Raw genomic sequence first — 11,741 nt, 5'->3', positions numbered from 1 at the left:
ATGCCTCTTTAGAGTGACGGAGTAAGTGAAGCCTGGAAGTGGCTCAGTGTCTTTTCCAGCTGCGCGGAAAAGAAATTGAAGTCGTCCTTTTCGGCGACATAACTTGGCAATAGGCGTATCGTTTTCCCGAAGTTGCAGTGCTGCATGAGCAAGCCATTATCCTGCGCGATTCGGCAAAAATAGTCACCGGCTTTCTTGCTGTCGGCCGCTCCGGGAGTGTCTAGATCGAATGCGCACATCAACCCTTTCCCCCTTGGATTCTTGATGACAGGAAACTCTCGGGCGAGCGAGGTCAGTGTCGCCAGGAGGGTCGCTCCGGAGTGCTTGTTGATGGTCAACAGGTCGCCGGCGTGGATCTCGTCGATCAAATAAGATACCAGGGCGCCGGCGAAGGCTTCATTCTGGTGCGAGCTGAAGTACTCCATGGCGAATTTGACGTGCGCAATGGTGTTGCCATTGACGATCACGCACGAAACGGGGTAGCCGAGGCCCATGGCTTTGGCACAGACGACAAAATCCGGAATGCATTCGAGCTGCTGATAATAGAACCAGCTGCCCGTTCTCCCGAATCCGGTCTGGCATTCGTCGAAAATAAGAAAGATGTCATTGTCGTCGCAGATCTTCCTGATCGCCTTGAAATACCGGCGCGGGGGAAAAAAGAAGCCGCCGCCGGAAATGATCGGCTCAAAGATCGCGGCGGCAATATTTTCCCGGTCAGAGGCGACAATCTCCCGAAAGCGCTCGATGCAGCGCTCGATTTCTGGGGCGTCATCGGCATCACCATAGACGAGAGGTGCCGGGGTTTCGTATGAATAGTCGACCGGCGGTCTGATTTTGTCTCGAGATAACGAATACGCTGCAGTTCCGTGCGTCAGACCGTGGTAACCGCGATCAAACGAGATAATTCCAGGCCGCTCCTTTATGTGCTTCGCATACTTGAGGCAGCATTCTACCGCTTCCGCACCAGTCGACAAGAAAATTGTCCGAGCATTCATTTCCGGTGCGCAGTCGTGAATTTTCCTGGCGGCCTGTAGAACCGGTGCCGACAGGGTTGAGGTATCCGTGTGCTGCAAGGTTTGGCAGATCTCGACCATTCGCCGGGCGACTCCCGGGTTGGAGTGGCCGAGTATCGAGCAAAACTGGCCGCTATTCAAGTCCAGGTATTTGTTTCCGCTGGCGTCCCAGACGTAGCAGCCTTGGCCGCGCACGAGGACTATATCGCGGAACGTGAGGACAGGAAGCAGGTATTTCCCGTAGGCGCTTAGCAGTGACACGTTACTCTCGGCCTTGTCTATTTCTTGGGCGTGCATGAATACCTTCTCGGTGGGCCAGGGTTAACGCAGCTTCGTGGCAATCAGGGTGGCGAGACCGCCGACGGTTTTTATTTGATCATTAAGCAGGTCCGACTCGGAAAAGCGAAAGCCGAAATGCTCCTCGATGCGGAAGGTGAATTTAATGAAGGAAAGCGAGTCTATGTGGCCGTTGGCAAGATAGCGGTAAGACGCTAGCGATACGGCGTCGGGCAGTGAGCCCTTTTCGCTGAGCAACTGGCCAAGGAAGTTTTTAATTGAATCGTCGGTCATGGGCAGTCCTTGTTCTGGGCACTCACGGTGCCTCCCATTGTCTGGTCCGGGCTGAGCGCGAGATCGCTTCGAGGAAGCGCAGCCCTTGTTCTGATTCCCGCGCACCGAAGACGAACTCACTCGGTGTCGGCTGCCGTGCGCGGTAGTGGCGCAGATGATCGGCGATGTCCGCATAAAGGTTGGCAAAAGCTTCGATGAAGCCAGAGGGGTGGCCAGCCTTGAAACGATTGTAGCGCGGCTGTTGGGCGACGTCGGCGTCGCCCGACCCGCGGTCGAGGACGATGTGGCTACCATCGGCGCGATTAAGCCGTAGATCTTCGGGTTCCATCTGCAGCCATTCGGCGCTGGCCAGGCTACCGAATACGCGAATGCGCAGGCCATTGCGGTAGCCTAGCGCGGTCTTGCCGTACCAGGCCTGGACGCGCAGCTCGTCGTTGTATCGGGCCAGGCAATAGACGTTGTCGATGATGCCCTCGAACTGCCCGTAGGTACTCTGTTCGCCGACGACTTCCAGCGGGCGCTGGCCACCAGTCAGAAAATGAGTCAGGTGATGTACGTGTACCCCGAGATCGAGCGACACCGTCGGGATGTCGTAGTCCTTGAGGCGCCACGCCTGGGGGGCTGCGCCCTGGCGCAGGAAGCCTTCCTGCGGCATCTCGATGTGGATCTGCTGAATGCGACCCAGACTGCCGTTGGCGATGAGTTGGCGCAGTTCCCGCACCATGGGATAGCCTGAATAGTTGTAGGTAACCGCCAGGAAGCCGCCGTTGCGATTTACCGCATCGCCGATCGCACGGCACTCTGCGCTGGATGTCGCCAGCGCCTTTTCACAGATTACGGCGTAGCCGGCGTCGAGCGCGGCGATGGCGATCTGGCGATGATCGGGAGTTGGTGTAAGGATCACGATGGCATCGAGCGCGTCGCGCTCAAGTTCGAGGAGTTGCTGCCAGGTGGCGTGGGTGCGTTCGCTGGCGACGCCGTAGGTGCGCGCTGTTTCCTCATTGTTGCTGGCACGACGGCTGAAACAGCCGCAATCGACGCGGAAATGGCCGTCCAGACGACTCGAATTGAAGTGCGTGTAGCCTACCGCCGAGGTAATCGCGCCACCGATGAAACCGAGACGCAGCGGGGCGAGGAAGCTCTCGGCCATGTTTAGCACGAACTCCGGTTGGTCGATGAATAGAGGTGCCGCAACGCTGGCTTGTCGAGCTTGCCCATGGCGTTCCTGGGCAATTCGGGAAGTACGAAGAAACGGCGAGGCTGCTGAAAGTCGCCAAGGCTTTGCATGCACAGGCGTTGTATATCGCGCAGCGCGGGCGGCTTGTCGGGGTTCTTGAAGGCGACCACCACTGCAGCTACTTCGCCCAGCTGCTCGTCGAGCAGGGGAATCGCCGCGCATTCCCTGACCGCGGGATGGCTGGAGACGATATCCTCGATATCCCTGGGGTAAACGTTGACCCCACCCGTAATGATGATGTCCTTGATTCTGCCACGGAAATAGAGGAAACCCTGGTCGTCCATAGTCCCCAGGTCGCCGGTGCGGAAAAAGTCACCCCAGCGGGCGGCGGCGGTAGCCTCCGCTTGGCGGTAGTAACCGCTGTAGCACATCGGCGTGCGGCAGACGATCTCGCCGGAGTTGCCGACGGCTGCCGGCTTACCGTCTTCGCCGACGATCACGACTTCGGTTCCGGGAATGGCCGTGCCTACCGAACCGAGCTTGTGCCCGGCAGCGGCCGGCGACAGGTTGGTGGCAATGGCGATTTCGGAGGCGCCGTAACATTCGTGGAAGTCGCATTGCAGATGCGCCAGCAGTTGCCCCTTGGTATCGTCGTCGAGCAGCGCCGACGACGATACCAGGCAACGTAAAGAGGGCAGCGCTTGGCCGGAGGCGATCAGATGAGCCAGGATCTGCTTGAGTTGCGAGGACACGGCGATCGAAAAGCTGACCTGATAGCGCAGCACGGTGTCGATCCAGGCGGCCGCTGAGAAATGCGCCATCACGATGCTCGTACCACCGGCCATCAAGGGCATCAGCAGCAGGCGCTGAGCCAGGGAGTGGTAGAGCGGCGTCGCCGCCAGGGTGATGTCGGCGGCGCCGACACCGTACAAGCTGGCCGCCGCTTCGGCACGCAGGATCTTCGTCTGCTGGCTGAGCAGGATCGGTTTCGGTTCGCCCGTGGAGCCCGAGGTGAGCACCATCAAGAAGGGCAATTCGCCTTTGACGAGGGGCGTGGCAGAGCTTCCAGGGTGGTCGGCGGTCATCATTGCCGTCAGCGCCGTCCAGCCCGGCAGCGATCCGCCGACGCTCAAGCGCAAGCCCCGATCGGCCAGCGCCAGTGTTGCCGGGCTGAGCTTGTCGGCAGCACCCGCCCAGGCGACGAGGTGTTGTACAGCGGCGCTGGTGAAGGTGTTTTCCAGCGCTGCGGCGGCCAGCCCCATGCTTTGCGGAACGATGACTGCGCCGAGGCGGGCGGCGGCCAGCAGGACGACGGCGAACTCCGGGCAGTTGGGGAGCAGCACGCCAATGTGCTCGCCGCAGCGCAGCCCGGCGGCGGCCAGGGCGTCGGCCAGGGCATCGACCTGCATCAGCAGTTCGCGGTAGCTGCGGCAGTCGTCGCCGACGACCAGCGCAGACTTGTCCGGGCTGGCCGTCGCGCACTGCTGGAAGCGCTGGTAGATGGGCGAAGCGCACAGACTATCGGGCATGGTGGTCAGCGGGGCGTACGCGAAATAAACTGTTGGAAGCCTTTGGCGGCGAGCGGGAAACGTTCGCCATTGCCGGAGATGTACACCTCTTCGGCTTGCGTGCTACGCGTCAGCAGCGTGTTCGCACCAATGTAGCAGCCAGCTGCCAGCGCGATGTTGTCGCCGATGGTGGCGTTAAGTCCCAGGAAGCAGCCGTCGCCGAGTCGCGTTTCACCGCCGATGGCAACGCCCGAGTTGATCCAGCAATTGTCCCCGATGGTGCAGCCGTGGCCAATCGAGGCGTTGCTGCAGATGAAGTTGCTGTTGCCGAGTCGTGTGTAGGGATGGATCGCCACGTGGTCGAGAACGACGTTGTTTTCCCCGGCGATGATGTTGGCGTGCCAAACCACCGACGGGTGAATGTAGTTGGCGAATTGATACCCTCTGGCGCGTGCCTCGGCGTACTTTTGCGCGCGCAGTTCGTTCATTTCCAGGTAGCCGACGGCGGTGATCAATTTGTGCTCGCCTGGCGAAAACTGCTGCTCAAGTTGATCGAAGGCAAGCACCGGTAGACCCTCGATTTCGGTCTCGTTCAAGACCGCACGGTCCACCGTGAAGGCGAGTACGTCGAATTCGCTGCGTGCGAAATGAAGGAACATGCGCGCCATCTGGCCGTTACCGTAGATGATGAGTTTTACGCGCTCCATGTCAGGCGGCCCAGGGTGTTGTGCAGTCGCTGGCGAGAGAAATCATCGTCACGAGCGCTTTGTCGGCGCGTGCGATTGGCGGCACGGCGCCGGTCGGCGCTCGGGCGACGCGGGAACTCGCCGCCGCACGCCCGTCGACATGGTCGCTGGATGCGAGATGCGCCGCGCGGTCTAGCATGGATCCTGGAGATCCTGCGCGCACACCTCGAAGGCCTCGGCGGGCAGGCCCTTGCACCAACGTTGCCACATGATGCGCAAGGCGCGCTCGAGGCTGGCCGCAATCAGTTTTGGCTGGCCCATCGCCGACCGACCCAGACGCTCGCGCAGTTCGCTGCGCAGGCGGGCCAACGCCGAAATATCTGCTGCCAAGGCGACGCCTCGGGCAACGAAGTCGGCCGTATCGCGGCTGATGAAGGATTCCAGTCCAACCTGGCCGAGGATCGCTGCACCGGGGCGCCCGGCAACCGTTCGACCAGCCAGCGTCAGTGTCGGGACGCCCATCCACAAGGCGTGATAGGTGGTCGTTGCGCCGGTATAGGGGAAGGTGTCGAGACAAATGTCCACTTCGTGATGTTGCGCCAGATAGGTCGGCATATCGGAGCGCGGCTGAAAGCTCAGTCGGTCTCGATCGATGCCATTGCGCGCAAAGTCCTCGATTAGTCGGGCGACTCGTCCGTCCGGCTGCATCGCGGCCAGAAGCATCCGGGAATTGGGCAAGGCGGTCAACAGTTGCGACCACAGCGCGATCACCGGCGGGCTGATCTTGGTTGGCCGGTTGAAGCTGCCAAAGGTGATATGCCCGGTGCTGAGAGCCGGCAGCGCAGCTACCTCTGGCGCGCCGGCGAAAGGCAGGAAGGGTGCCGTCGCCGGCAGGCGAACGATCTTCTCGGTGAACAGCTCGTCAAACTCGCTACCCGGCAAAAAGAAAGGATCGGCGACAAAGTAATCCATCGCCTGCAGGCCAGTGGTGCCCGGGTAGCCTATCCAGCTCGCCTGTAGCGGTGCCGGTTTGCGAGCAAAGCTAAGTAGTCGGCTATGCGCGGTGTGACCGGTCAGGTCGATGAGAATGTCAATCGCGTCGGCACGGACATGGTCGGCGAGGTCAGCGTCGGAAACGCCGGTAACCGGATGCCAGTGCGCGAAGTGGCAGCGCAGGCGCTGTGTCACGTGGTCGTCGACGGGGCTGTTGTCGTAGGCGTGGAGCGAGAGTCGCTCGGAGTCGGCGAGGTGTATGAGTACCGGTTCGATGAAGTTGGCAACGGCGTGATTGTGGAAGTCGCCCGACACGATCCCTACCTGCAGGCGTCGCTCGGGATCTTTGCCATTGCTGTGCGGCTGCCAGTCAGGGCGCAGCGGGGCTTCAAAGCGTTCGCCAAAGCCGCAGTGTCTGGCGAACAGCTTCTGCGCATCGACCGCTTCGTTGTGGCTGTGGCTGTAAAGCGTGTTGCTATACGCCAGCGGGTAGTGGGGTTGCAACTCCAGCGCCCGCTCATAGGCCTCGTCAGCCTCTATGTAGCGGCCGAGTGCGTTCAGCACCACGCCGAGGTTGAGGAAGGCATTGGCCATGTTGGGCGAGAGCTCCAGCGCGCCGCGAAAGCTCGCTTCGGCATCGCCAAAGCGGCTCTGGTCATGGAAGACGTTGCCCAGGTTGTAGCGCGCCACGGCAAAGTCAGGTTTCAACTCCAGCGCCCGGAGCAGGCAATTCTCCGCGTCTTCGAGTCGCCCCTGGCCTTTGAACGATGAGCCCATGACTACCAGCACTTCGGCAAAATCTGCTTTGTGGGCCAACGCACTGCGCCACGCGGCTTCGGCTTCGGCGAGACGCTTCAGGTCGCAGAGGACGTTGCCCAGGTTGTAATATGCTTCGGCAAGATCGGGTTTGAGCTCCAGTGCACGGCGCACGGCGGTCTCCGCTTCGCTCAGTTTGCCCTGTCCCGACAGCACTTCTCCGAGGTTGCTATGCGCTTCGGCGTAATCCGGCTTGAGTTCCAGAGCCCGTCGGTAACTGGCTTCCGCTTCGTCTAGCCGGCTTTGCATCTTGAGGCTTCTGCCAAGGTTGTTGTGCGCCTCGGCCAGGTTTGGTTGCGACTTCAGCGCTCGCCGGTAAGCCGCCTCGGCCTCCGTGAGACGTTCCAGCGCCACCAGGGTGTTTCCCAGGTTGCTGTGGGCGATGGCAAAGTCAGGCTTCAAAGCCACTGCGCGCCGATAACTGCTCAGCGCTTCCTGGTGGCGTTCCTGTGCCCCGAGGAGCTTGCCCAGGTTGTAGTGTGCTTCGGCGAACTGGCGGTTGATCTTGAGCGCTCGCCGCTGGCACGCTTCGGCTTCGATCGCTTGCCCCAGGTCGGCCAATACCAGTCCGAGGTTACTGTGTACTTGCGCGTCGCGTGGCAGCAGGCGTACGGCGTTTTGCATCGCGGTCAGCGCTTCTGCATTGCGCCCCTGCGACTTGCGCAGCGCCCCCAGCACTTTCCAGCCAAAACCGTGCTCCGGGAAGCGCTCGGTCAGTGCCGTGGCCAGATTTTCTCCCTCGCCATGGCGCCCGGCATTGAACAGTTCGACCAGCGTGTCCATTTCCTGGTCGCTTGGTGCCGCGCTGCGCTTGCTGGCGCTTCTGGCCGGCGGCTTGCGCGCTGCCGGTTTCTGAGCATGCTCTGGCTCTTTCGGGATGGGTTTGTCCTGGCCACTATCCTCCAGGCGCCGCGCCAGGGCGTCGACGGCTTCACCGGCCAGGCCGTGTTGCCGGCCGAGCGCGAGCACTCCGCGCGCGGCGTCGTTCTGGCCTGCCAGCAGCATCGCCTCGATGTAGCTCAGCCAGTAGCGATGGGACTCCGGGCTGGCTTCGAGTGCTGCCAGGAAATGCGGTAGGGCGGCGGCAGGCTGCTGCCGTTCTTTTTCCAGCAGACCCAGCTGGTGATTAGCTTCGGCGTGATTTGGCATCGCCCGCACGATTGCCCGATAAAGTTGTTCGGCTTCGTTGAGCTGACCGGCATGGTGGCAGGCGAGCGCCTTGCCGAGCGCTTGGGCAAGCGTCTCGTCAAGCGTCAGCTGCCGAGGCGCCATGCGCCCTGCGGGTGAAAGCTGCGTTTCGTCAGTCTGCGAGCTGGACATGCGCTTCATTCTCCTGTGGGGCGCCGATAGCCAGTGACGCGAGGTCCAGTCCCGCCTGTTCCAGCTGGCTGTGCAGGTTGGCAGCCTCGCGGCGCAACAGTGCGCGCGTTTGCGCATCGCCGGCAGCGACGGTCAGCGTAAGCTGTTGACCCTCGATGTGCAATCGGGCGTCGACCTCGCCGAGCCTGGGCAGCGTCAGGCGCAGCCGCGTCTGCCATTTTTCGCCGGGGCTGTCGTCGTCGCTGGCGCGGCCGTCGGCCTGCTTTTCGATTTCCCAATCCAGTTGCTGCCCGGGCCAGATCTGTCCCTGCCAGGAAAAGTTCTGGCTGGCGAAGGCTTCGAGTTGCTGCTGGACGAGCGCCTGGGCCTGTGGGGCGACCGGCTGGGCAGCCTGCGATGGCGCCGCCGCCTGAGCCGACTGGCTGGTCGCGCTCGCCGGGCTCGGCAACGGCGCGCCCGCAGTGGCTGGGGCGCCTTGTGCTGCGGTGCTTGCGGGTGCCAGCTTGCCCTGTGGTTCCTGCAGCAACTGCGCTTTGCTGTAGCGACCCTCTACCCATTCGGCCTGGTGCGCTTCGTAAAACATGCCGCTCTGGATGAGCGCCTGCTTGAGCAAGGGCACCAGGGCCTGCCCGTTGCTCGGCGGCGCGGCGGCGATCGGTCGATTGCCGTTGAGCGGCAGCGCCGCGGCGGGCGCTTTGCCATCGCGGCTACCCGTCAGCAGATCGCTGATCAGTTGCCCGGTGCGGCTCAGGCTGGTGGCGGCTTCGCCGCCCGCCTTGCTGGCGTCCGACCCGGCTCGGGCAAGGACCGCCAGGGTCAGCTTGCCGTCGCTCTCGGCGACTTCCAGCTCGATCGCGTCGCCGCTCTTGGCGGCGAAGGGTAGCGCGAGGGTGACACTGCGCTGGTTGATCAGCGCGCGGTAGGTGCCATTGGGCATCAGCGACTGGATTTCGGCGAGCAGCCGTTGCCCGGCGACCAGGCCAGGCAGTTTGTCGGTGATTTCCTGCGCTGGCGGAGCCGGCCGCAACGCCAGGTCAGCCGACGGCTGTATTCGGGTGGCGATTTCCGGGCGGATCATCGCCTCAGGCGCCTGCTGGCGATTCGCGCAGGAGCACCCTGAGTTCGTTCATGCGCGTCGCCACCAGTGGCCGGATACGGGCATCGCAGTGCAGGCAGGTCTCGATCAGAACGCGCGCGCGCGCCTGCTCGGCGCTGGTCGACTGGCTGTTCGCCGCGTCGGGCAGGGTATCCGCCAGCGCGCGCCGTTCGGCTTCACGACTGGCCAGCGTTTCCCAGTTCTGCTCGATTGCCGCGCGCAGCATGGCCTCGGAGAGTTCCTGCAGTTGTTCGAGCGCGTCCAGCGAAGACGTCATGCGACCGCTTGTTGTTGCGCACTCGGCGCGATTTCTCGCCAGGCGCCATGCACTTCCTCGAGCAAGGCGGCGACCTCTTCCAGCGCCCGCAGATCGTTGCCCATATTGGCACGCAACAGGCGCAGCACGAGGTAGTCGTAAAGTGCGTCGAGCCGCTCGGCAAGCTCGCCACCCTGTTCGAGGTCGAGGCTTACCTTGAGGCCGTTGCCGATGATGTCGATGGCTTTCGAAATGGCCTCGCCGCGCGCCGCGATCTGTTTTTGCTGCATGGCCGCGCGGGCATTGCCGATCGCCGCCTGGGCACCCGCGAACAGCAGCAGGATCAGCCGGTGCGGATCGGCGACTTCGATCGCCGCGTCGACGCCGACTTTCTGATACGCGGAGATTGCTTGTCGTGCGTTACCGAACATTCTTCTACCTCTGATTGAAATTAGGCAAGATGGCGAGCTGTTGCGAGAGGAAGGTGCTGGTCTTGGTCATCCCCGAGATCAGAACGTCGAGGGCGGTGAATTGCTTGCGGTAGCGCGCTTCGATCTCGGTCAGCCTTTTGTTTATGGTCTCGGACTGTTTGCCGAGGCCCTGGATCGACGAACTGAGGCCTTCGCTGCGCGCGGAAATCAGTCCGCCGGTGCCGACCATGCCATCGGCGGCGCTCTTGAACGCGCTGCCGTAGGCGGCAACCAGTGTGGCCACGGCGCTCAAATCGTCGCCGATTGCCGCGCTCAGCGCGGCCGCGTCCACCGCCAGCGTCCCGTTCTTCTGAATGCTCACGCCGATGTCGGACAGGCGTTGCAGCGTGGCACCCGAAAGTTCGGCGGGGACATTGCCAAGCGCGCTACGAAAAGCGTTCTGCGCGGTACGCAGGGTGCTTTCGCCGTTGAGCGCGCCGGCCTGCTTGGTGGTCGCGTTGTAGCTGCCGAGGCTGTTGGAGGTGGTTCGAAAATCGTTGAACGCCTTGACCAGGGCATTGACGCCGGCGGTCAGGCTGGAGTTGTCCTTGCTAATGGTCAGCGTCGTGCTGATCCCGGTTGCTGGCGCTTCGGGTCCCTTGATGAGGTTGATCGTCAGGCCATCGACAGCCGTCGTGACGCTGTTGGTGACGCCTTCGACGGCAATCCCGTTGAGCTTGAAGCTGGATCCCTGCGCGGCCTGCGACTGGACAAAGGCATCGGTCAGCGGCTGCGGTGCCGCGTCGGGGTCATAAGACAGGCCGGCGATTCCGGACAGCTTGATGAACTGGTTGCTGCCGGCCGCGGTGCTGGTCACGAGCAGCTGCTTGCCGTCGACGCCGTTGATGACCAGTGCGACTACCCCGGCACCGGCGCCGTTGATGGCGTCGCGGATCTCCTCGGGCGATGCGCCATCGGCGATGCTGATGTCGGTCGTCGTGTGTGGGCTGCTGCCACCGAGCGCGTCCAGCGAGAGCGTCAGCGTGCCGCCCAGCGGCAGCGTTTCGCCCGCGCCGGAAAAGGGCGATGGCGCGCCGGTTGCCGTGGTCAGGCTGTGCTGCTTGGCGAGTTGGTTCACTTCGAGGCTGTAGGTGCCGGCAACCGCACTCGACGAGGTGGTGACCGAAGCGATGGTCGAGTCAGTCACCGCGGCCTTCAGAATCGAGAATTTTTCTGTGGCGGTCGTGCCGCTTGCCGGAACGAGGTTCGCGGAGGCGCTTTGCAGCGCCGAAATCACCCCCTGCAGCGAGCCCAGTGCCGAGATTTTCGCCTGGTAGCCTGCTTCCTTCTGCGCCAGAACGGTCAGCGGACGTTGTTCCAGCGACATCAACTGACTGACGATGCTATTGACGTCGAGGTTCGAGCCTAAGCCCGGTGAGGCAATGGCCATGCTTTTCTCCTGCGCCGTTTGCTGAACAAGCTGCGGCCGGCGCGTTCTGCTTGCTTTTCAGGCCTTCTGCGTGACAAACAGCCCCTTGATGCTGTCCAGTGCCTTGGCAATGGACAGCATTTCTACCGACGGAATCTGGCGAATGACTTCCTTGGTCGTGCGGTCGATGATCTTGACCACTAGTTTCTGGGTATCTCCGTCGACGCTGAATTCCAGATTGTTGTTGATTGGTTTGACAAAGTCACGCACGCTTTGCGTGGCTACTTCGAGCTTCTCGCGGTCCGGGCGTTGTGCTTGCTGCACTTGCTGCGCGGGCGCTTGCGAAGGATCGACCGCCTTGGGCGTGGTCGCGGCGGGCGCCTTGTTGACTTCGCGCGCCGTATCGCCGACCACCGGGTTGCCCTGGGGTGGTAGAGATGCGGCTGTGGCTTCGATGCTCATCTCAC

At 62.5% G+C, this 11,741-nt stretch carries 11 protein-coding genes; all 11 read right to left on the bottom strand.

The window, feature by feature from the left end:
- Positions 1-8 precede the first annotated feature (8 nt).
- The 11 genes from QZ656_RS20060 to QZ656_RS20010 all read right to left on the bottom strand — a co-directional run bounded on the left by QZ656_RS20060 (position 9) and on the right by QZ656_RS20010 (position 11,736).
- Complete coding sequence (locus QZ656_RS20060) at positions 9-1,310, bottom strand: aspartate aminotransferase family protein (RefSeq protein ID WP_291995046.1); 1,302 nt, start codon at positions 1,308-1,310, stop codon at positions 9-11.
- 24 nt (positions 1,311-1,334) lie between these two features.
- On the bottom strand, positions 1,335-1,583 hold the full coding sequence (locus tag QZ656_RS20055; protein ID WP_291995045.1) for an acyl carrier protein: 249 nt from the start codon (positions 1,581-1,583) through the stop codon (positions 1,335-1,337).
- 22 nt (positions 1,584-1,605) lie between these two features.
- Entirely contained in the window at positions 1,606-2,733 is a 1,128-nt protein-coding gene (locus tag QZ656_RS20050; RefSeq protein WP_291995044.1) for a Gfo/Idh/MocA family oxidoreductase, read from the bottom strand.
- Positions 2,734-2,735: 2 nt separating this feature from the next.
- On the bottom strand, positions 2,736-4,289 hold the full coding sequence (locus QZ656_RS20045) for a class I adenylate-forming enzyme family protein (protein WP_291995043.1): 1,554 nt from the start codon (positions 4,287-4,289) through the stop codon (positions 2,736-2,738).
- 5 nt (positions 4,290-4,294) lie between these two features.
- Complete coding sequence (locus QZ656_RS20040; RefSeq protein ID WP_291995042.1) at positions 4,295-4,975, bottom strand: DapH/DapD/GlmU-related protein; 681 nt, start codon at positions 4,973-4,975, stop codon at positions 4,295-4,297.
- 171 nt (positions 4,976-5,146) lie between these two features.
- Positions 5,147-8,083, bottom strand: a complete 2,937-nt coding sequence (locus tag QZ656_RS20035) for a tetratricopeptide repeat protein (protein WP_291995041.1) — start codon at positions 8,081-8,083, stop codon at positions 5,147-5,149.
- A complete protein-coding gene (locus tag QZ656_RS20030) occupies positions 8,064-9,161 on the bottom strand; it encodes a flagellar hook-length control protein FliK (RefSeq protein ID WP_291995040.1) in 1,098 nt (365 codons plus the stop codon). The genes QZ656_RS20035 and QZ656_RS20030 overlap by 20 nt, the downstream gene beginning before the upstream one ends.
- Positions 9,162-9,165: 4 nt before the next feature.
- A complete protein-coding gene (locus QZ656_RS20025; RefSeq protein WP_291995039.1) occupies positions 9,166-9,456 on the bottom strand; it encodes a flagellar protein FliT in 291 nt (96 codons plus the stop codon).
- Positions 9,453-9,866, bottom strand: a complete 414-nt coding sequence (fliS, locus tag QZ656_RS20020; protein WP_291995038.1) for a flagellar export chaperone FliS — start codon at positions 9,864-9,866, stop codon at positions 9,453-9,455. Before fliS ends, QZ656_RS20025 begins: the two co-directional genes overlap by 4 nt.
- Before the next feature lie 4 nt (positions 9,867-9,870).
- Positions 9,871-11,295, bottom strand: coding sequence for a flagellar filament capping protein FliD (fliD, locus tag QZ656_RS20015; RefSeq protein ID WP_291995037.1), 1,425 nt, complete (start codon positions 11,293-11,295; stop codon positions 9,871-9,873).
- Positions 11,296-11,352: 57 nt separating this feature from the next.
- Positions 11,353-11,736: a flagellar protein FlaG gene (locus QZ656_RS20010; protein WP_291995036.1), complete on the bottom strand. Its 384-nt coding sequence runs from the start codon at positions 11,734-11,736 to the stop codon at positions 11,353-11,355.
- Positions 11,737-11,741 lie beyond the last annotated feature (5 nt).

Origin of the sequence: Candidatus Accumulibacter sp. ACC003, assembly GCF_907163085.1 — a bacterium.
GTDB lineage: Bacteria > Pseudomonadota > Gammaproteobacteria > Burkholderiales > Rhodocyclaceae > Accumulibacter.
This window is presented reverse-complemented; position numbering and strand designations above follow the sequence as displayed.